Genomic DNA, 19,417 nt, shown 5'->3' on the forward strand with positions numbered 1-19,417 from the left:
AATGTTTTAACACAAATTAAAATTTCACCTGAAAGGTTTTCAATATGAAAATAGAAGTTAGAAAAGCCGTAAAAGAAGATATGCCCGCTGTTTTAAGGCTAATAAATGAATTAGCAAAATTCGAAAATGAACCCGATGCTGTAGAGCTTACTGTAAAAGATTTGGAAAACGATGGTTTTGGAGATCGCCCTTTATTTGAATGTTTTGTTGCTGAAGCCGATGGCAAGATCGAAGGTATGGCATTATTCTATTATCGCTATTCTACCTGGAAAGGAAAAACCGTACACCTTGAAGATTTGGTGGTAAGCGAAGCTTTTCGCGGAAAAGGTCTTGGTGGCGCATTGTATGCTGCAGTGATCAATTATGCTAAAGAACAGGGTTGCAAACGAACCGAATGGGTTGTGTTGGATTGGAACACCAATGCAGTTGAGTTTTACAAAAATAGTGGCGCTACTGTATTTAAAGAATGGCGCACAGTACAGATGGATGAAGCCGCTATGGAAGCTTTTTGTGCAAAAACCCGTTAAGATTAAGCTAAGTCCTATTAAATCCTGAAAGTTCTAAAAGCATATTCCTATTTTTGTTAAAATCAAAGCAAAAATTATGGAATATCAGATACGCGAAGCCAAACGGGAGGACATGCCAAAAGTTCTTGAATTGATCATGGAACTGGCAAAACATGAAAATGCTGAAAATGAAGTAGAAATTTCTGTAAAAGACCTGGAAACTGAAGGTTTTGATCACGGAAATTTTAAATGTTTTGTTGCCGATGTAGATGGCAAACTTGCCGGGATGGCTTTAGTTTATTTTAGATTTTCTACCTGGAAAGGTCGTACCGTTCATTTAGAAGATCTAATTGTTACTGAATCTATGCGAGGCACCGGTTTAGGCGGCGCTCTATATAATCAGGTGGTAAAATATGGTTATGAGCATGGCGTAAAACGTGTAGAATGGGTGGTTTCTGAAGGAAATAAAAATGCGATCGAATTTTACGAAAATACAGGTGCTGATATTAAAAAGAACTGGTACACAGTTCACATGAATGAAAGCGTTATTAAAAAGAATATCCAAAAATAACGAATGAAAGTCTTCAAATTTGGGGGAGCATCTGTAAAAGATGCAGCAGGAGTAAAAAATGTTTTAAAAGTGCTGGAAAAGCACCAAAATCCAGATAAACTGATCGTAATTTCTGCGATGGGAAAAACGACCAACGCGCTGGAAGTTATTATCCAGAAATATTTGAGCGAACAATCTCCTGAACCCGAAATTGAACGCTTAAGGCTGTTTCATATAGAGATCATGAACAGACTTTTCGAAAATAAGCAGGCTGCGGTTTTCGAAAAAATCAATAAGTTTTTCACCAATCTTAGAAATTTTCTTCAGCATAATAAATCAAAGCAATATGATTTTGTTTACGACCAGATTATAGGTTTTGGCGAGTTAATTTCTACCAGCATTGTAAGTGAATATTTATCAAGAAACGGTATTAAAAACACCTGGGTAGACGCTCGTGATCTTATAAAAACCAATAGTACTTACCGTGATACCAAAGTAGATTGGGAAACCACTCAGAAAAATATTATTACTGAAATTAAGCCCGAAAGTATAAGTATCACGCAGGGTTTTATAGCTTCAGATGCTAACAATTTTACGACGAGTTTAGGACGAGAAGGAAGTGATTATACAGCCGGAATTTTTGCGTATTGCTTAAATGCTGAAAGTGTTACAATCTGGAAAGATGTACCCGGAGTTCTAAATGCAGATCCTCGAGAATTTACCGAAACGACTTTGCTCAACGAAATTTCTTATGAAGAAGCGATCGAACTGGCCTTTTACGGCGCATCTGTAATTCATCCAAAAACGCTTCAGCCTTTACAGCAAAAGGAAATCCCGCTTTATGTGAAGTCCTTTTTTCATCCAGAAAATGACGGCACAAAAGTTTGCAGAGGAAATGGATGTGCGGTAGTTCCGCAATTACCTTGCTTTATCGTAAAGAAAAATCAGGTGTTAATTTCTTTATCTTCGCTGGATTTTTCGTTTATGGTAGAAGAAAATATTAGTGAAGTTTTTCAGCTTTTTCATCAATACCAGATGAAAGTCGATCTTATACAAAATTCGGCCATTAGTTTTTCGGTTTGTGTGGATAACAAATTCAATCAGCTCGAAAAATTAATTCAACACTTAAAAGCAAAATTTCGCGTTACCTATCAAACCGGCGTTTCATTATATACTATTCGCCATTTTAACGAAGCTGCAATTACTTCCGTAGAAAAAGGAAAAAAGGTGCTGTTAAAACAGCTTACGCATAATACTGTACAGATGGTAACAGATTGCTAAAACCTTAATGCTATTTGTTTGCTATATTTGTTTAAAACCAACTAACCAATGGGATTTGTAACCGCCAAAGAAGTTGCTCGAGTAATGAATCTCGAAAAAATGGGTTTTCTAGGAACCACGGCCGGATGGGTGCTTTTAAGAACTACGAAGCTTTCCCGATTAAATAAAGAATATCAAAAACGAAAGAACTTAAAAGGAGTTGAGTTTATAGATTCGATTCTTGAAGGTTTTGAAATTCAATTCGATATTCCAGAAAAAGACCGGAAGCGTATTCCTAAAACCGGTCCTTTTATTACCATTTCTAACCATCCACTTGGCGGTATCGATGGGATGATCTTAATGAAGCTTTTGCTGGAACAAAGGGAAGATTATAAAATTATCGCAAACTTTTTATTGCATCGTTTAGATCCTTTACGCCCATACATTATGCCTGTGAATCCTTTTGAGACTCATAAGGATGCAAAATCGAGCGTTGGCGGCATTAAAGAAGCGATCGCTCATCTGCGTGCAGGCCATGGATTGGGAATGTTTCCTGCAGGAGAAGTTTCTACTTATAAAGATGAAAAACTAATTGTAGATAAACCCTGGGAACCGGTAGCGATGCGATTGATTCAAAAAGCAAAAGTGCCTGTTGTTCCTATTTATTTTCACGCAAAGAACAGCACATTTTTCTATCGTTTAGCCTCGATGAGCGATGTCCTTAGAACAGCTAAACTGCCTAGTGAAATGCTTTCGCAAAAACGCCGAAAAATAAAAGTGCGAATTGGTAATCCAATATCTGTAGAAGACCAGGCAGAATTTAAAGACCTGGAATCGTTTACCGGGTACCTGCGCCGTAAAACTTATATGCTGGCCAATGTTTTCGAAAAAAAGAAGCTTTTCGAGAAAATACCGCACACTTTAAAACTTCCCAAATCGCCAAAAAAGATCGCTACAGAAACCAAATCTGAGCTTATGGAAGCTGAGGTTGAAATGTGTAGACAGCTTGACAAACGCTTACTGGTTTCCAAGAATTACGAGGTGTTTTTAGCTAAAAGAGAAATCATTCCCAATATCGTGCAGGAGCTTGGGCGATTACGTGAAATCACTTTTAGGGAAATTGGTGAAGGCACAAATAATCCGGTAGACCTGGATCCTTTTGACGATTATTATTATCATCTTTTTCTGTGGGATAGCGATGCCAAAAAAGTTGCCGGGGCGTACCGAATGGGAATGGGTGCCGAAATTTTTAAAGACCATGGTATTAATGGTTTTTACCTTCAGGATCTGTTTAGATTTGAGCCAGAATTGTATAAAATGATGAGTGAATCTATCGAAATGGGTAGAGCATTTATCATTAAAGAATATCAGCAAAAACCAATGCCTTTATTTTTGCTATGGAAAGGAATTGTGCATTGTACTCTTCGATTCCCAGAGCATAAATATCTTATTGGTGGCGTAAGCATTAGCAACAAGTTTTCTAATTTCTCCAAATCGCTTATGATCGAGTTTATGCGCTCTAATTATTACGATCCTTACGTAGCGCAATATGTAAGACCGAAGAAAGAATTTAAGGTAAAACTTGAAGATGCCGATAAGGATATCGTTTTTGATAAAAGTGAAGCCGATCTTAATAAGTTTGATAAGATTATTGACGAGATCGAACCAGAAAACCTTCGATTACCTGTATTGATCAAAAAGTATATTAAACAGAATGCAAAAGTAGTTGCCTTTAATGTCGATCCATTATTTAACAATGCGGTAGATGGTTTAATGTACATTAGAATCGCAGATCTTCCTGAAAGCACCGTAAAACCAGTAATGGAAGAATTTCAAAAAGAACTGGAAGAAAAGCACTTAAACAACCAGTAATTATACGCCTGTTAATTTAGTGTTATACCTCGAGAGAGCTTAGGTAGATAATACTCCAATTATTATATTCCGTAAAAACAGAAAATAAAAAATGGAAAAGATATTGATTGCCGGAGCAACCGGCCAAACAGGAAAACGAATTATTGAAATATTAAACAGCTCGCAGAATTTTAATCCTGTAGCCATGATTAGAAAAGAAGATCAAAAACAGATCTTTGACGATATGGGTGTAGAAAGTGTACTTGCCGATCTAGAAGGAGATGTAAAACCTGCTTTTAACGAATTAGATAAGGTTATTTTTGCAGCAGGATCTGGTGGAAGCACAGGGCCAGAAAAAACAACCGCAGTAGATGAAGAAGGAGCCATAAAAATGATCGATGCTGCAAAAGAACATGGCGTAAAAAAGTTTGTGATGCTAAGCGCCATGGGAACAGACAGCCCAGAAGATGGCGGTGATCTAGAACATTATTTAAGAGCAAAGAAAAAAGCAGACGATCATCTTCGTGAAAGTGGAGTGCCATTTACTATCGTGCAACCGGGAAGTTTAAGTGATGAACTTGGCCGTGCGAAGGTAAAAGTTGCTGAAAAATTAGGCGAATATGGAGAGATTGCTCGTGACGATGTAGCCTTTTTAATGGTAATGTCACTTGCAGATCCACTTACTAAAAACATGAGTTTTGAAGCCTTAGAGGGAGAAACTCCTGTAAAACAAGCATTGATCGAATTAAGCGGAATTGGATAGAATCACCCTTGATTTTATAAGATATTAAGGATGGTATTTTTACCATCCTTAATATCTTATAAATATTGCCTTACAAATCGTCTGCAAAAATCCTTAATTTCAATTCTAGTATTTTCAAAAGCATCGTGAATTTGTCGATTATTACCTTTTATAGCAGCTGGATCTTTAAAATGGTGATGAATTATAACGTTTTTAGTTATGAAATCAGTGGGGAAGTTCTCGCTAGCGTGATCACAAACACTTATAATGAAATCGAAATCGATATGCCTGTACTCTTCGATTAAATTACTGGTATGTTCTTTAATATTAATACCATCCTCCTGCATGGTCGCAATTGCGCGGGGTTCTATCCCATGCTTTTCTAGGCCTGCACTATAAATATTCGCTTTTTTAAAGCCAAAATAATTCAAATATCCATGAGCGATCTGGCTGCGGCATGAGTTTCCTGCGCAAACCACGAGAATGTTCTTCATAAGCACATATTTACGATAAAACTTCAGCAATCATAAAGCTGAAAAAACGATGCAAAAAATCGTGAATATCGCTAAAATAAGAAGCTACGAAAGATTCCCTGTTTCTATAGTGTTAAGCATTTAGGCTATTTTAGAAAAACTTTATCTACAGGTTCCCAAAGTTCTATTTTATTCCCTTCAGCATCTAAAATCCACCCAAATTTCCCATAATCATAACTTTCTGGCTCTCCTACCACGGTAACTCCTTCAGCTTTTAACGTTTCTAAAAGTTCATCTAAATTTTCAACCCTAAAATTCATCATAAACTGCTTTTTAGACGGTTCAAAATAGCTGGTTTCCTTATCCATTGGGCTCCATTGTGTAGAGCAATCGTTCCCCTTCTTATCTTTCCACCAGAAAGTACAACCATAATTATCGGTATCTAAAGCAAGATGTTTTTTATACCATGCTTTTGCCGCATCTGGATCTTCAGACTTAAAAAAGATACCGCCAATTCCTGTTACCCTGTTTTTCATAATTTCTGAATTAATTTTACTCGATATTCAAGATTAATTGTTCTAGTCCTGAAAGCTATCGTGATGTTTTGCTAACTACTAATGCTCTCTAAGATATCAAATAGTTCTTTAAGCTGAAGAGTTGGGAGAAAATTCAGAAATAATACCAATAAAAAAAGCTGCCTGAAATAACGAATATCCCAGGCAGCTTTTGACTATCATTTTAAAATTGATTTACTCGACTCGATAATCGAGATTAAATGCTCTGAGGTAATTTACTCATCGCCTTCACCAAATTCTTTGATGATCTTATTAGCGATCACCGTCGCTAATTTCTCATGAGATTCGGTTGTCCAACCTGCAACATGCGGACTCAAAATCGTATTTGGCATAAACATAAGCTCACGCATTGCTTCAGGTAAAGGCTCTGCTGCGCTTACCGCTACGTTCTTTTTATTAGCGAACAAACTCTCAAAAGAAGATTTTTCGTATTCTAAAACGTCTAATCCGGCTCCAAGTACCTGTCCTGTTTTTAACGCATGCACAAGATCTTCAGTCACTACATTTTTACCGCGAGCGGTATTAATAAACCAAAATGGTTTCGCAAAAGATTTTATAAATTCTTCATTTACCATTTTATTGGTTTTCTCTGTCCATGGTGTATGTAAGCTTACCACATCACATTTCTTGGTAAATTCTTCCCATTCTACCTGTATGGCATTGCTATCGTCTACATCATCTTTGATATCGTAACATAGCACTTCTACATCAAAACCTCTTAGCTTTCTTGCAAAAGCTTTCCCCATATTACCGTAGCCAATAATTCCTACTGTTTTTCCATCAAGCTCGATACCGCGATTCTCCTCACGATTCCAAAGTCCTTCTCTAACTTCTCTATCGGCTTTATTTAATTTATTAAAAAGAGATAATAACATCCCTAAAGTATGTTCTCCTACAGCATTTCTATTACCTTCTGGAGCAGAGAATAATTTAACACCGCGCTCTTCTGCATAGTCTACATCAATATTTTCTAGACCGGCACCAACCCGGGCTATAAACTTAAGATTAGGTGCTGCATCAAGAAAAGCTCTATCGATAGTATATCTACTTCTTATCACAATACCGTCATATAAATGCTGGTTTTGTAAAGTTTCTTCTCTGCTTTGTGTAAATCCTTCAATATTGTGATGCCCTGCATCTGCCAATAACTCAATCAATTTAGAATGATTCGTATCGGCGTGTAAAATGATCATTTTAATCTATTTTTATTAATATTTGATTTATGATTTTTGGTTGAAACACAGCTATCACTTAAATCTTTAAGCATAGAAAACCAGTTACTTATCTGTTCAATATAATTTCTGAAAAAGATATAATCTGAATTTATAGCTGATTTCCCCGAAGAAATAGGGATAAAACCGCTTTCTAAATTTAATTGTTGAAAAGTGAAAAGTGTCATATTCAACCGCTGCAATAACTCACAAATTTAAGCAATGCTGAGAATATGAAGAAGAAATATCGGCTTTTCTTAGAAGCCTAATATCGCTTTAGCGATTAAAAAGTAAGTAAGAATCCCAAAAACATCATTGCTGGTGGTAATAAATGGCCCGGTAGCTACTGCAGGATCGATCTTGTTCTTGTCTAAAACTATTGGAATTACCGTCCCAATCATTGCTGCCAGTAAGATCACAGAAATTAAAGCAACACCAACACTAATAGATTCGGTGTAACTGGTTTCAAACCAAACACTGCTAATTATAAAAACGATAATTGCTATCGAGACTCCATTCACTAAAGCCAACGACGTTTCTTTAAGCAAACGTTTTGCGATGATGTTTCCTTTTAAACTTCCGTTAGCTAAACCCTGCACCACAATTGCACTGGATTGTACACCAACATTACCAGCGGTCGCTTGAATTAGTGGAACAAAAAGTAACAATTTTGGGAAGACAGACATAGTTTCCTGGAATCCGCTTATAATTCCTGCAGCCCCCAAACCACCAAACATTCCTATTAAAAGCCAGGGCAATCTAGCTCTGGTTTGCTTAAAGATATTATCGTCTGCTTCGACACCTTCAGAAATACCGGCAGCCATTTGATAATCACGCTCAGCTTCTTCCTTGATAAAATCTACGATATCATCAATCGTAATTCTACCAACCAATCGTCCCATCTCGTCGATCACAGGAATAGCTTCCAGATCATATTTTTGCATGATCCTGGCTACATCTTCACCTTCGGTATGAACTGTTACATAATCTACATTCGGAATATAGACATCTCTAATATTTTCGTTGCTCGCCGCAGTAAGTAAATCTTTTAAAGAAAGTCGTCCTTTTAAGCGGTTCTTATCATCTACAACGTAGATAGAATGAACACGGGTAACATTTTCGGCCTGCGCACGCATCTCTGTCATGCAACCGGTAACGCTCCAGTTTTCATTAACTTTTACCAGCTCTTTTGCCATTAGACCACCGGCAGAATCTTCCGGATAACGTAAAAGCTCTACGATATCCTCTGCATGCTGCTCATCCTGAATTTCAGAAATTACCTGCTTCTGCAATTCAGGAGAAAGCTCGTTCATGATATCTGCAGCATCATCGGTATCCATTTCTACCAATTCGTCTGCAATCTCTTTAGCCGATAGAGTCTCTAAAATACGTTCACGAACTCCTTCTTCCAGCTCCATTAAAGCTTCAGAAGTTTTTTCGCTATCAAGAAGTTTTACAAGATATGTTGCGTCATCTAAGCTAAGTTCGCTAATGATCTCGGCGATATCGGCATGGTGAACCTCATCTAAATGCAATAATAATTCTTCATCGTTCTTTTGTTCAATGAGGAATTGAATTTTTTCAATTAGTTCTGTGCTAATTTGAAATTGCATAAGGCTCAATTTTTAAGGTCAGTGAAATAAAATCCTGAGTGCTTAGCTGCTCTGGCCGCTTGCCAAAGATAGCATCTTCCCTTAAAGTATCAGGTAAATTAAGACTTTTTAAACTATTTCTTAAGGTTTTTCGACGCTGCTGAAACGCGGTTTTAACGATTCTAAAAAATAAGGCTTCATCACAGGCTAGATGGTAGTCCTTTTTCCGCGTTAGTCGTAATACACCGCTATCTACTTTTGGTGGCGGATTAAATACTGAAGGCGGCACCGTAAATAAATATTCAGCATAATAAAACGCCTGTGTTAAGACCGAAAGAATACCATAAGTTTTGCTTCCTTCCTTTTCACAAATTCGTTGCGCAACCTCTTTTTGAAACATTCCTGAAAATTCTGGTATCTGATCACGCATTGCAAGTGCCTTAAAAACAATTTGTGATGAAATATTGTACGGGAAATTACCGGTGATCGCGAAAGGTCTGTCGCCAAAGATCTGTTTAAGATCGTATTTTAGAAAATCCTGCTCATGGATCCTACCATGTAATTGAAGGTAATTCGCATTTAGATATTCGACACTTTCAGTATCGATTTCTACAACATGAACTTCTGTATCTTTTTCGAGCAAGAATTTAGTAAGAACACCCATTCCAGGCCCAATCTCTAATACAAGATCGTAACCAGATAACGACAGGGTATCACCAATCTTCCTGGCGACATTTTCATCTTTCAAAAAATGCTGCCCAAGATGCTTTTTGGCTCTAACCTGCCCATTTTGGTTATCTTCCCGTGAAGGCTTATAATTTTTCCTGAATTTCTTCTTGCTCATATTGTTTGTTTTTAAAACAAATTATTGCTCATCCATCACCTGAAGCTCTGTAGAAAACTCTACGATCTTCCCTTTAAAAATAGCGGTTTTAGCCACCATATTTGCGTGGTCTTCTACATAAAATGTTTTTAGATAGGCCATACTTTCAGCAGTATATTGCACAGAGTAGGTGATCCCTCCCATAGGCTCTTTGGTAAGCACTTTGGTCATTAAAGCTTTTGTAAATTTACCGGTATCCAGCATTGCAGGAATATATTCAGCTTTCATCCAGTTTAGCCAATCTAGATGAACTTCTTCCTGAACATTCGTCGTTACGTTATAAATAACCATTTTCTAAAATTTTATCCTGAATTTGCAAAAGTACGAATCAAAAGCCTTGTTACAAGTCAATACATTACGAATCGTACGAATGGTAGCGAGTTAATTTCAATATTAGCTGAAATTAGTGCTTTTTCTTCCGAAGAAATGAGACGATAAGATTTATAGGAAATAATAATTGCACTGCGACGGTAACACCTGCGGTAATAAGCATAAGCAATATTAAAGTTTGTTTAAAAGCATAATCGATCTCTAAATTTTCAACTTCATCGTAAAAAACCAGCAATATCAATAAACCAAAAATGCTTATAAACACATGGTAAGCCGTCATCCAGCTGATCAATTTCTTGTTGAATATATCCATTAACCAATATGCTAATCCAAATAAGCCAAAAAATATGACAATGAGTCCTGCAAAATCCAAGTGATTAATTACGAAATAAGTAGCATGAATATTTAACATCAAAGAATGTTCTTTATTGAACAAACCGTACATAAATACCAATGGAATAAGTACCCAAAATAGTTTATATGATTTGGTTAGAAAAAACTTCATTCTATTTCGTCGCCTCTTAGCGCCCTGTATTTTTTACGAGATTCGATAAAATAAATACTATCCTCAAAACTGAACAATATCTGTTCGTAATATTGCTGGGCTTTTTCAGGTAAATTAAGTTCTTCAGCATACAGTTCGGCAAGATTCCAGGCTGCATTATCAGCTAATAAATCCTGCCCAAATTTATCCAATATTGCCAGATAATTTTCTTCAGCTAAAAGAAATTGATCCTCTAGTTCGTACAACTGCGCCTGCTTAAATAAAGCTTCATCTTCGATCTTTTCGCCTTTATGTTCGTTTAGCAATTGCTGCAATTCGGTAATCGACTGCTCATTTTTTCCCTGATACGCCAAAAGATCTGCGTGCGCATATTTTTTAAGCGCCACCTGGGTAGAGTCTTCCCGAGTATTATCTTTTATCATTAAACTAAGTTCCATCGCATCATTTGCAATTAACTGGGAAGTTGATTTTTTTAAGACATCCAACTGTGTTTGCGCCCATTCAAAATCGCCTTTATAATAGCTGGTTTTTGCTACTTTAAATTGGGCATCCTGGGCGATCTGGTCGTTCTTCACCATTTTTTGCACCTGAGTGTAGGTGATAAGTGCTTCATTAAATTTTTCCTGAAGTACCAGAACATCGGCTATAGCCATTTTGATTCGGGCTTCTTCGTATTCATTTACAGCTTTGTTCAGTAAATTTTTCAATAGACTTTCTGCTTCATCTACTTTACCGGATTTAAAAGCTAAAAACTGACCAAAATCGATTTGCAACGGAATGGTTTCTCCTGAATTTTCGAATTCTGAAATAACACTACGGAAGTTTTCTTCAATTTCAGGATATTCTGAAGCTTTTGCAGTAGCGACTTCTAAACTCAATTTTAGTTGTTTTGCGCGTAATTTTATAGCTGCCGGTGCCTCTTCAATTATAAAATTAGTTACTGCAATTGCGGCTTCAAGATCTTCTGCTCTTTTTGCAGCATAAGCCAGATTCATCATGCGGTTAAGATTTGGCATTTCAGAGCGTCTGTAAATTGCCTTTTCCTGGATTAGTGCTTTGTTGTATTCTTTTTGCTGAATATACAACCAACTCAGCATTTCATTATAAAACGGATCGGGATTTGTTTGAAGTCGTTTTAAAAGCGAGGTTCTTAGTATAATATTAGCTTCGGCTGAAGCATCTTCAGTAATAAACTTTCCAAATTCTCGATTGGCATACGGGAAATATTTCTCGTCTTTTATAACTAAATTCAAATAACTCTCAAACATTTGTTGAAGTTCTCCCTGCTCGCCATAAAGTCTTGCCAGTTTAAGCTCTAAGCCGGCATTAGGCATTATTTCGTTTGCTTTTTTATAAGCAGTCGCAGCATAATCCAGCAAATTATAATTCTCGAATCTTAAGCCTACACCAAAAGCCTGTCTTGGTTCATTTTCGATAAGAGCTAATGATTTCTGGTAATATTCTTCAGCTTTAATATCGTTTTTTTGCAGCGCAAAATTATGCCCGATATCAATAAAAATCGTTGAGTTTTGAGGTGAATTTTTTAATTGACGCATAAGCATTTCTTCCGCCTGATCAAATCGTTCTAACTGCTGCAAAGAACTAACTATTCCATTAAAGGCTTGCGGATTATTGCTTTGTTGCTCAAGCGTTTTTTGATAATACGATAAGGCTTTTTCGTATTCTCCTTTATCAAAAAAGTTTTTGGCCAATTGCAATGACTGTGCATCTACTCCCAGCGAAAAGAGAAAAAATGATATGAATAAAATAAAAAAGCGCATAATGTAAATATAACAAAATGCGCTTCTTATTTATGATAATTAAGTTGTTAATCGATAATATCAAAACCTGTGTAAGGCACAAGTACATCTGGAATTTTAATTCCGTTTTCGGTTTGGTAATTTTCAAGAATTCCGGCTAAAACTCTAGGTAGCGCCAAAGCACTTCCGTTAAGCGTATGCACCAATTCTTTTTTACCTTCTTTATTTTTATAACGTAATTTTAAACGATTTGCCTGGAAAGTTTCAAAGTTTGAAACTGAACTAATTTCTAACCAGCGGTCCTGAGCGGTAGAAAACACCTCAAAATCGTAAGTTAAAGCTGATGTAAAACCTAAATCACCACCACATAATCTTAAGATTCTATAAGGTAATTTTAGGTCTTTAAGCAGCCCTTTTATATGATCTACCATTCCGTCTAAAGCTTTATAAGAGTTTTCTGGCTTTTCGATTCTTACCAATTCTACTTTATCAAATTGATGTAAACGGTTCAACCCACGCACATGAGCTCCGTAAGAACCCGCCTCTCTTCTAAAACACGGTGTATAACCGGTACAGGCGATAGGAAAATCTTTATCTATTAAAAGATTATCACGATACATATTGGTAATTGGCACCTCTGCAGTTGGGATCATATAAAGATCGTCTGCAGTGATGTGATACATTTGACCTTCTTTATCTGGCAATTGCCCGGTACCGTATCCAGAAGCTTCATTCACCATTAATGGTAATTGATATTCTGAATACCCTGCTTCTACCGCTTTATCTAAAAAATAAGAAACTAAAGCACGTTGTAACCTCGCACCTTTTCCTTTATAAATAGGAAAACCAGCTCCGGTCACTTTATTACCCAGTTCAAAATCGATAATATCGTATTTCTTTGCAAGTTCCCAGTGTGGTAAAGAACCTTCAGCTAGCACCGGAATATCGCCTTCTTTGAAAATTTCTTCGTTATCATCTTCTGAAGTTCCTGCCGGAACAACTTCGTTAGGAACATTAGGAATTGTATAAAGTAACTTTTCCAAATCTGCGATCGTATTCGATAAAACTTCAGAATAATTCTTAGAATCTTCCTTTAGTTTGCCGGTTTTTTCTTTTAGAAGATTGGCTTTTTGATGTTCTCCATTTTTAAACATCAACCCAATTTGCTTAGAAAGTTTATTGGATTCGGCCAATGTATCATCAAGTTTGGACTGAGTGGATCGACGGGTTTCGTCTAAGCTCAATACCTCATCAAAAATAGATTCAGCATCAAAATTTCTCTTTTTCAGCGCTTCAATATAAGCGTCTTTGTGCTCTTTGATGTTGTTAACTTGTAACATAAGGCCAATTAATTTTTATTGCCGTTAATAATAATTTGAAGCAGCAAATGTAATAAAAGCAGGGCTAATTATTTATCTAAATTAGAAGGCAAAATCCAATCGTGATGAGCAAAATAATTCCATTCTTCATTTGCGATATCAACTTTTGGATCGATTAGCCTTTCATACGGTCTAGCATTAACCGAAACCTTTGCATCTACAAAAACCTGAATGTCTTTACCTTCTTTTGCATAATCTTCTTTTAATCGTTGTGCAAATTGCCAGATCACATCGGGTTTTGTACTAATGATCCTTCGTTGCTTTCGAGATAAATAGTGTTGTTTTTTAACAATAATCGTATCTGTTGTCCCTTTCTCCACCACTTTAAAAGTAGATCGTCCACTTTTAGTTCTTAGCATCATTCGCCAGCTTAGACGATGTCCTTCTTCTGTCCAAAGTACATTGTCTTTTATTAACCAGTGCCTCAAGGGTAGCGAAATTTGAATAACGAACCACAGAGCAATTGCAAGTTTCAGAACCGTATTATTTTCAGGAACGATCACCTCTTCACCGTCATAGTGCTCTTTTTTATTCCGAAGTAAATATTTATTGACTTTTTGGGTTGGAAAAAAGAACACACAAAACGCCAAAGATAAGTATGGAAAAATACCTATATGAAAAATAAAACTATTAAATAAATGAAAGAAAATCGCCAGTATGAAAAATGGTAACCTGGTTCGCTTCCAAAGCAACATTGGTACAATCAATAGATCGAAAATTAATCCAAAATAAGCAATCACCCATTTTATCCATGGTTTCTGAAGAAAATCGCCTACCAGCCAATAATCACTTTTACTGCGCATTAGCAATTCTGGCACCGTTCCATCTAACCAATCTGGATATAATTTAGCTACGGAAGCATAACTATAAACGATCCACAACTGAAGCACAATAAAAAGCCACACCCAGCGTGGCATTGAGATCGATCGTATTGCTTTATTCTTCCAGGCATCAAAAGATAAGGCTTTATGCGCCGGCAGAAAGATCATAATAAGGCACAGCAGCATTAAAAGATAATAATGATTATTGTAAGAAGACTTTTGCATTAAATAGACCGATGCCCACATAATTGTGTAGCAAAACATCGAAAATCGATATTTAAAACCTATCATTACTAAAATTCCAAAAACACCCATCAATCCATAATAGTAATACATAAGATCACCAGGAAGGGGTTGTAAAAATTCGAAACCTATAAAGTTGAAAGTAAAATCTGGTTCGACTAAAGTTCGCCGAATCCAACCTGTAAAAATTCCGCCAATAGCTTCTAGCGCGATTAACAATCCAAATGCAATTCTAAAGAAAATTAATCCTGAATTATCTACTCGCGTAAAAAGCCACTTATTCCACATAATTATCTTTTATATATTGAACAGAAAATGCTTCATCCTGTCTCATCGCAATCTTAAGCTCATTGACTGAATTAAACTTTTTCTCGTCTCTAATGCGTATCAAAAGATCTATCTTTAAACGTTTTCCATAAAGATCTTTGTCTAACTTAAAGAAGAATGTCTCGATGGTTCTTGAAGTGCCTCCAACAGTTGGGTTTGTACCGATACTCATCATCCCAAAATAGGTTTTGCCTTCAATTTTAGAACGTACCACGTAAACACCGTTTTTAGGAATAAGTTTGTAATCTTCAGTAATATTAATATTTGCGGTTGGATAACTAAATTCTTTACCAAGACCTCTACCTCTCACCACTTCTCCCTCTAAAGAAAATGGATGTTGCAAAAAAGTATTCGCCTTTTCTACCCGACCTTCTTCTAATGCGGTTCTTATTTTTGTTGAACTTACTGCTACTTCTTCTACATCCTGTCGAGTGATTTCTTCAACTTCGAAATCTAGTTCCTCTCCAAACTTTTTAAGATCTTCAATATCTGCCGTTCGATTTCTACCAAATCGATGATCGTAGCCAATAATTACCTTTTTAGCTTTAAGTTTTTCAACCAAAACATCTCTTACAAACTCGTTTGCTGTAAGTCTTGAAAATTGCATGGTAAATGGGTGAATCACTAAATGGTCAATTCCCGTTTGCTCTAAAATATCGGTGCGCTCTTCTATGGTATTAATTAATTTAATGCCACTTTCTTTTTGCAAAACCATTCTTGGATGCGGAAAAAAGGTAAGAATAACCGATTCCAGATTATTTGCCTGCGCACTATCTACCAGACGATTTATTATTTTTTTATGCCCCGCATGCACTCCGTCGAAAGTACCAATAGTTACTACTGTTGGCTTATCACTTTTAAATGCATTTGCTCCTTTGTGTATTTTCAAGGCTAATTATTTTCCGTTAAAAGAATTCATTGTATTAGAAACACCTGCTGTCCCAAAAGATTCGATCAACTCGACCGATATTTTTAAACGCTCCGGAAGTTCTCTATTTTCGTCATCACTCCATTCTCCCAACACGTAATCGATTTGCTGACCTTTAGAAAACTGATCGCTAATACCGAATCTGAATCGGTTATATTTTGTAGTATTAAGCTGACTTTGAATATCCTTTAAACCATTATGACCACCATCGCTTCCTTTGGTTTTTAGTCGCAATGTTCCGAAGGGCAGATTTAGATCATCTGTCACCACCAATAAGTTTTCTACTGCAATTTTTTCCTTCTGAAGCCAATAATTCACAGCTTTACCACTTAGGTTCATATAAGTGCTAGGCTTCAGCAAAATAAATGTTCTGCCTTTATATCGAAATTGGGCAATATCACCTAGTTTTTGAGTAGTGAACACTGCTTCTTGCTTCGCCGCTAATTCATCCAGAATCTTAAAACCAATATTATGGCGTGTATTTTCATATTTTGGACCAATATTACCAAGGCCCGCGATTAAAAACTTTTTCATGGGATCAATTTCTTCTTCTGTAGCTTTCTTACTTTTTAAAATTCTTCCGAAGAACGACAGCATTATCTTGTTTCTTTTGGTAAAGATAAAATTTTCACTGTGCTTTTAATAACAGCAATGCTAAAGTTCTTACAAAAAAATATCCCGTATCGTATTGATACGGGATATAAATATTATCACAATTTGTAATAGAATTTATTCTTTTACAGCTGCAACATCATCAGTCTCTGTAGATGGTACATCTTGTGCATCATCTTCATCCTCATCGTCGTCATCAAGAGCAACAATGTTACGAGAAGTTCTAACCTGGCAAATTACCGTGTTATCTGGGTGCTGAATTTTGTAATCTTCGCTTTCTACAGCAGTTACATATAATTTCTGACCAATTTTAAGTTTAGTTACATCTGCTTCGATGTAATCTGGAAGTGCTCCTGGTAAACCACGTACTTTTAAACGACGTAGGTTATATCTTAATACACCACCATTTTTAACACCACGAGCAACACCTACAGTATGGATTGGAATTTCCATAGAGATCGCTTTGTCGTCGAATATTTCGTAGAAATCAACATGAAGAATAGCATCAGTCACTGGGTGAAACTGGATATCCTGAAGAATTGCATTGTACTTTTCTCCACTCTTCAACTCGATTACTACAGTGTGAACATCTGGTGTGTACACTAAGTGCTGGAATGAAATTTCCTCGGTTGTAAAGTGTAATGGCTCTGCATCACCACCATACAATACACAAGGAACCTGGCCAGCATTACGTAGCGCTTTAGTAGCTTTTTTACCTACGCTTTCTCTTTTAGATCCTTTGATCGTAATTGACTTCATTTCTTATTTATTTTTAAGGAGTGCAAAATTGCAACATTTTGCTGAAATATTAAAGCCTGATTCTAAATTTTTTAGAAGATAAATTTTACATTAAAAATTTAGAGCTAATAGAACGGTTGCCATGCACACGTTGCATTACATCTGCAAAAAGTTCGGCACAACTAACCACCTTTATTTTATCACATTTTTTTCTAAGCGGAATAGAGTCTGTTACAATAAGCTCAGACAATTTAGATTTCTCTACGCGTTCGTATGCTCCACCTGAAAGAACAGGATGTGTACAAATCGCTCTCACACTTTTTGCGCCGCGTTCGATCATTAGATCTGCAGCTTTAGTAAGTGTTCCTGCGGTATCTACCATATCATCGACCAACACAACATTTTTTCCTGTAACATCCCCAATTAATTCCATATGAGAAATTATATTGGCTTTTTCTCGTTGTTTATAGCAAATCACAACATCGCTCTCCAACTCTTTCGAATAAGCATACGCTCTTTTTGAGCCTCCCATATCTGGCGAAGCGATCGTTAGATCATCAAGGTTTAAATTTCTTAAATAAGGTAAGAAAACAGTAGAAGCGAATAAGTGATCCACTGGTTTTTCAAAAAATCCCTGAATCTGATCTGCGTGCAAATCCATCGTTATGATTCGTGTTGCACCAGCAGTTTCCAGAATACTCGCTATCATTTTTGCAGCAATAGGCACACGAGGCTTATCTTTTCTGTCTTGTCTAGCCCATCCAAAGTAAGGCATTACCGCAGTAATATGTCTTGCTGAAGCACGTTTGGCTGCGTCGAGCATTAGAAGCATTTCCATAAGGTTATCTGCTCCTGGATTTGTAGAACCAATGATAAATAACCTGGCACCGCGAACAGATTCTTCAAAAGAAGGCTGATACTCACCATCACTATATGTAGAAGTAATTACATTCCCAAGCTTGCTACCGTACGAAGCTGCAATTTTCTCTGCAAGATCCCGGCTTTGGGTACAGCTAAAAATTTTAGCTTCGGTTAAAGGAGTACTCATTGTTGTGTTGTTTAATTATTAATTAATAGTTGCAATGCAAATTTAGAAATTAATTCTTTGTTAAAAACTTCAAATAGCATTTCTATTTGAAGCATTTAAACAACACGATTTATACTAAAGGCTATTTTAGAAGTAACAACCGCGGCTACCGCTTTTTGCTCTTTTATTACCTGATTGGTTTGTAAAAAGTGCATAATGCAAATTGAAATTAAGCATATTTATACGAGCGTCATCCATAAGAAATAATTCATCAGAACCGTTATATGGTATAATTGCATTCTGATTTCCATCAGAGTCAAAAGTCCAATCATACAATAAACTAACTTCAAGTTTCCTACTTAATTTTAATTTAAATCCAGAAACAATATTTGCCTTTCGCATATTATCTCGCAAGTCCTCACCTCTAAGGTCAAATTCATTTCTAATTATAGTTTGATAAGCAGGTCCGGCGATAATTGCTAAATTTTCAAAAATTTTAAATCCGAATAACAATTCAAAATTAACCTTCTCCAAAATATAAATGGGATTAGAGTTAGGAAATTCATATTCACCCCGGGATCTGTAATAATTAATCTGAGGTCGAAGCAAAAATCGCGAAAACCCTCTTTCATAAAATAAACCTCCCTGATACCCTACAAGTGGACTCGGAGTAAAACCACCAAATTGAGAATTTGTTAAATCGCCATTATTCTTCTGCCACGGATAATTGACTCCTAAGGTCAATCCTAACTTATATTCTTGTGCACTTACGCAATAACCACTAATAAAGATTAATATAAATAAGATATGTTTCATAAATGTATGATTTGGGGTGGGAAAATTATAAATTTTATTAATTCCTGGAATTTTTTAAATAATAAATATTTACTAATTGTAATTGTATTAACGTATCAATTCAATTAAAATTTCAACGTTTCAGAAAACTTTATTACATAAAAAAACCTCTACAGCTAGCCTGTAGAGGTTCTAAAGTACCTTGGGTGGGAATCGAACCCACACTTCCGAAGAAACTGGATTTTGAATCCAGCGCGTCTACCAATTCCGCCACCAAGGCAATTGGACGGCAAAATTAAAAAATTATTT

At 36.2% G+C, this 19,417-nt stretch carries 20 protein-coding genes and 1 tRNA gene; 5 read left to right on the forward strand and 16 right to left on the reverse strand.

Features of this window, described 5'->3' with window-relative positions:
• Window positions 1–44: 44 nt before the first annotated feature.
• The 5 genes from INR75_RS02435 to INR75_RS02455 all read left to right on the forward strand — a co-directional run bounded on the left by INR75_RS02435 (window position 45) and on the right by INR75_RS02455 (window position 4,930).
• On the forward strand, window positions 45–527 hold the full coding sequence (locus INR75_RS02435) for a GNAT family N-acetyltransferase (RefSeq protein ID WP_092539544.1): 483 nt from the start codon (window positions 45–47) through the stop codon (window positions 525–527).
• 76 nt (window positions 528–603) lie between these two features.
• Window positions 604–1,077 carry a GNAT family N-acetyltransferase gene (locus INR75_RS02440; RefSeq protein ID WP_084842395.1) on the forward strand — a complete coding sequence of 158 codons (474 nt, stop codon included), beginning with the start codon at window positions 604–606 and terminating at the stop codon, window positions 1,075–1,077.
• A 3-nt stretch (window positions 1,078–1,080) separates the two neighbouring features.
• Entirely contained in the window at window positions 1,081–2,337 is a 1,257-nt protein-coding gene (locus tag INR75_RS02445; protein ID WP_223090609.1) for an aspartate kinase, read from the forward strand.
• A 48-nt stretch (window positions 2,338–2,385) separates the two neighbouring features.
• The gene (locus INR75_RS02450) at window positions 2,386–4,188 is read left to right on the forward strand and encodes a lysophospholipid acyltransferase family protein (protein WP_223090610.1); all 1,803 of its coding nucleotides are present in this window, start codon (window positions 2,386–2,388) and stop codon (window positions 4,186–4,188) included.
• A 91-nt stretch (window positions 4,189–4,279) separates the two neighbouring features.
• Window positions 4,280–4,930 carry an SDR family oxidoreductase gene (locus INR75_RS02455; RefSeq protein WP_223090611.1) on the forward strand — a complete coding sequence of 217 codons (651 nt, stop codon included), beginning with the start codon at window positions 4,280–4,282 and terminating at the stop codon, window positions 4,928–4,930.
• 56 nt (window positions 4,931–4,986) lie between these two features.
• Here INR75_RS02455 and INR75_RS02460 read toward each other — a convergent pair whose 3' ends face one another.
• The 16 genes from INR75_RS02460 to INR75_RS02535 form a co-directional block, all read right to left on the reverse strand.
• Window positions 4,987–5,403 carry an arsenate reductase ArsC gene (locus INR75_RS02460; protein WP_223090612.1) on the reverse strand — a complete coding sequence of 139 codons (417 nt, stop codon included), beginning with the start codon at window positions 5,401–5,403 and terminating at the stop codon, window positions 4,987–4,989.
• Window positions 5,404–5,528: 125 nt separating this feature from the next.
• Window positions 5,529–5,918, reverse strand: coding sequence for a VOC family protein (locus INR75_RS02465; RefSeq protein ID WP_223090613.1), 390 nt, complete (start codon window positions 5,916–5,918; stop codon window positions 5,529–5,531).
• A gap of 254 nt (window positions 5,919–6,172) precedes the next feature.
• Window positions 6,173–7,150: a 2-hydroxyacid dehydrogenase gene (locus INR75_RS02470; protein WP_092539551.1), complete on the reverse strand. Its 978-nt coding sequence runs from the start codon at window positions 7,148–7,150 to the stop codon at window positions 6,173–6,175.
• A gap of 275 nt (window positions 7,151–7,425) precedes the next feature.
• A complete protein-coding gene (gene mgtE / locus INR75_RS02475; RefSeq protein WP_223090614.1) occupies window positions 7,426–8,781 on the reverse strand; it encodes a magnesium transporter in 1,356 nt (451 codons plus the stop codon).
• A complete protein-coding gene (gene rsmA / locus INR75_RS02480) occupies window positions 8,765–9,604 on the reverse strand; it encodes a 16S rRNA (adenine(1518)-N(6)/adenine(1519)-N(6))-dimethyltransferase RsmA (protein ID WP_223090615.1) in 840 nt (279 codons plus the stop codon). The genes mgtE and rsmA overlap by 17 nt, the downstream gene beginning before the upstream one ends.
• A gap of 21 nt (window positions 9,605–9,625) precedes the next feature.
• Window positions 9,626–9,934: a DUF4286 family protein gene (locus tag INR75_RS02485; RefSeq protein ID WP_223090616.1), complete on the reverse strand. Its 309-nt coding sequence runs from the start codon at window positions 9,932–9,934 to the stop codon at window positions 9,626–9,628.
• A gap of 112 nt (window positions 9,935–10,046) precedes the next feature.
• A complete protein-coding gene (locus tag INR75_RS02490; RefSeq protein WP_223090617.1) occupies window positions 10,047–10,478 on the reverse strand; it encodes a hypothetical protein in 432 nt (143 codons plus the stop codon).
• On the reverse strand, window positions 10,475–12,259 hold the full coding sequence (locus tag INR75_RS02495) for a tetratricopeptide repeat protein (RefSeq protein ID WP_223090618.1): 1,785 nt from the start codon (window positions 12,257–12,259) through the stop codon (window positions 10,475–10,477). The genes INR75_RS02490 and INR75_RS02495 overlap by 4 nt, the downstream gene beginning before the upstream one ends.
• 47 nt (window positions 12,260–12,306) lie before the next feature.
• Window positions 12,307–13,578: a serine--tRNA ligase gene (gene serS / locus INR75_RS02500; protein WP_223090619.1), complete on the reverse strand. Its 1,272-nt coding sequence runs from the start codon at window positions 13,576–13,578 to the stop codon at window positions 12,307–12,309.
• 68 nt (window positions 13,579–13,646) lie between these two features.
• Window positions 13,647–14,969 carry an HTTM domain-containing protein gene (locus INR75_RS02505; protein ID WP_223090620.1) on the reverse strand — a complete coding sequence of 441 codons (1,323 nt, stop codon included), beginning with the start codon at window positions 14,967–14,969 and terminating at the stop codon, window positions 13,647–13,649.
• Complete coding sequence (locus INR75_RS02510; protein WP_223090621.1) at window positions 14,959–15,897, reverse strand: bifunctional riboflavin kinase/FAD synthetase; 939 nt, start codon at window positions 15,895–15,897, stop codon at window positions 14,959–14,961. Before INR75_RS02510 ends, INR75_RS02505 begins: the two co-directional genes overlap by 11 nt.
• Before the next feature lie 6 nt (window positions 15,898–15,903).
• The gene (pth, locus tag INR75_RS02515; RefSeq protein ID WP_223090622.1) at window positions 15,904–16,533 is read right to left on the reverse strand and encodes an aminoacyl-tRNA hydrolase; all 630 of its coding nucleotides are present in this window, start codon (window positions 16,531–16,533) and stop codon (window positions 15,904–15,906) included.
• Between the two features lie 132 nt (window positions 16,534–16,665).
• Window positions 16,666–17,307, reverse strand: a complete 642-nt coding sequence (locus tag INR75_RS02520) for a 50S ribosomal protein L25/general stress protein Ctc (protein WP_223090623.1) — start codon at window positions 17,305–17,307, stop codon at window positions 16,666–16,668.
• 85 nt (window positions 17,308–17,392) lie between these two features.
• Window positions 17,393–18,334 carry a ribose-phosphate pyrophosphokinase gene (locus INR75_RS02525; RefSeq protein ID WP_223090624.1) on the reverse strand — a complete coding sequence of 314 codons (942 nt, stop codon included), beginning with the start codon at window positions 18,332–18,334 and terminating at the stop codon, window positions 17,393–17,395.
• Between the two features lie 126 nt (window positions 18,335–18,460).
• Window positions 18,461–19,129 (reverse strand): hypothetical protein, encoded by a 669-nt coding sequence (locus INR75_RS02530; RefSeq protein WP_223090625.1) that lies wholly within the window; start codon window positions 19,127–19,129, stop codon window positions 18,461–18,463.
• Window positions 19,130–19,306: 177 nt separating this feature from the next.
• Window positions 19,307–19,388: transfer RNA gene (locus tag INR75_RS02535), tRNA-Leu, on the reverse strand.
• Between the last annotated feature and the right edge of the window lie 29 nt (window positions 19,389–19,417).

This window comes from Zunongwangia sp. SCSIO 43204, from assembly GCF_019904275.1.
GTDB classification, from domain to species: Bacteria; Bacteroidota; Bacteroidia; order Flavobacteriales; family Flavobacteriaceae; genus Zunongwangia; species Zunongwangia mangrovi.

Excerpts from the sequence above, each read along its gene's own strand:
- INR75_RS02440 (WP_084842395.1), top strand. The coding sequence starts at position 604 with ATGGAATATCAGATACGCGAAGCCAAACGGGAGGACATGCCAAAAGTT.
- INR75_RS02450 (WP_223090610.1), top strand. The coding sequence starts at position 2,386 with ATGGGATTTGTAACCGCCAAAGAAGTTGCTCGAGTAATGAATCTCGAA.
- INR75_RS02465 (WP_223090613.1), bottom strand. The coding sequence starts at position 5,918 with ATGAAAAACAGGGTAACAGGAATTGGCGGTATCTTTTTTAAGTCTGAA.
- INR75_RS02455 (WP_223090611.1), top strand. The coding sequence starts at position 4,280 with ATGGAAAAGATATTGATTGCCGGAGCAACCGGCCAAACAGGAAAACGA.
- INR75_RS02435 (WP_092539544.1), top strand. The coding sequence starts at position 45 with ATGAAAATAGAAGTTAGAAAAGCCGTAAAAGAAGATATGCCCGCTGTT.
- INR75_RS02470 (WP_092539551.1), bottom strand. The coding sequence starts at position 7,150 with ATGATCATTTTACACGCCGATACGAATCATTCTAAATTGATTGAGTTA.
- mgtE (WP_223090614.1), bottom strand. The coding sequence starts at position 8,781 with ATGCAATTTCAAATTAGCACAGAACTAATTGAAAAAATTCAATTCCTC.
- INR75_RS02525 (WP_223090624.1), bottom strand. The coding sequence starts at position 18,334 with ATGAGTACTCCTTTAACCGAAGCTAAAATTTTTAGCTGTACCCAAAGC.
- serS (WP_223090619.1), bottom strand. The coding sequence starts at position 13,578 with ATGTTACAAGTTAACAACATCAAAGAGCACAAAGACGCTTATATTGAA.
- pth (WP_223090622.1), bottom strand. The coding sequence starts at position 16,533 with ATGCTGTCGTTCTTCGGAAGAATTTTAAAAAGTAAGAAAGCTACAGAA.
- INR75_RS02445 (WP_223090609.1), top strand. The coding sequence starts at position 1,081 with ATGAAAGTCTTCAAATTTGGGGGAGCATCTGTAAAAGATGCAGCAGGA.
- INR75_RS02530 (WP_223090625.1), bottom strand. The coding sequence starts at position 19,129 with ATGAAACATATCTTATTTATATTAATCTTTATTAGTGGTTATTGCGTA.
- INR75_RS02490 (WP_223090617.1), bottom strand. The coding sequence starts at position 10,478 with ATGAAGTTTTTTCTAACCAAATCATATAAACTATTTTGGGTACTTATT.
- INR75_RS02495 (WP_223090618.1), bottom strand. The coding sequence starts at position 12,259 with ATGCGCTTTTTTATTTTATTCATATCATTTTTTCTCTTTTCGCTGGGA.
- INR75_RS02505 (WP_223090620.1), bottom strand. The coding sequence starts at position 14,969 with ATGTGGAATAAGTGGCTTTTTACGCGAGTAGATAATTCAGGATTAATT.
- rsmA (WP_223090615.1), bottom strand. The coding sequence starts at position 9,604 with ATGAGCAAGAAGAAATTCAGGAAAAATTATAAGCCTTCACGGGAAGAT.
- INR75_RS02460 (WP_223090612.1), bottom strand. The coding sequence starts at position 5,403 with ATGAAGAACATTCTCGTGGTTTGCGCAGGAAACTCATGCCGCAGCCAG.
- INR75_RS02520 (WP_223090623.1), bottom strand. The coding sequence starts at position 17,307 with ATGAAGTCAATTACGATCAAAGGATCTAAAAGAGAAAGCGTAGGTAAA.
- INR75_RS02485 (WP_223090616.1), bottom strand. The coding sequence starts at position 9,934 with ATGGTTATTTATAACGTAACGACGAATGTTCAGGAAGAAGTTCATCTA.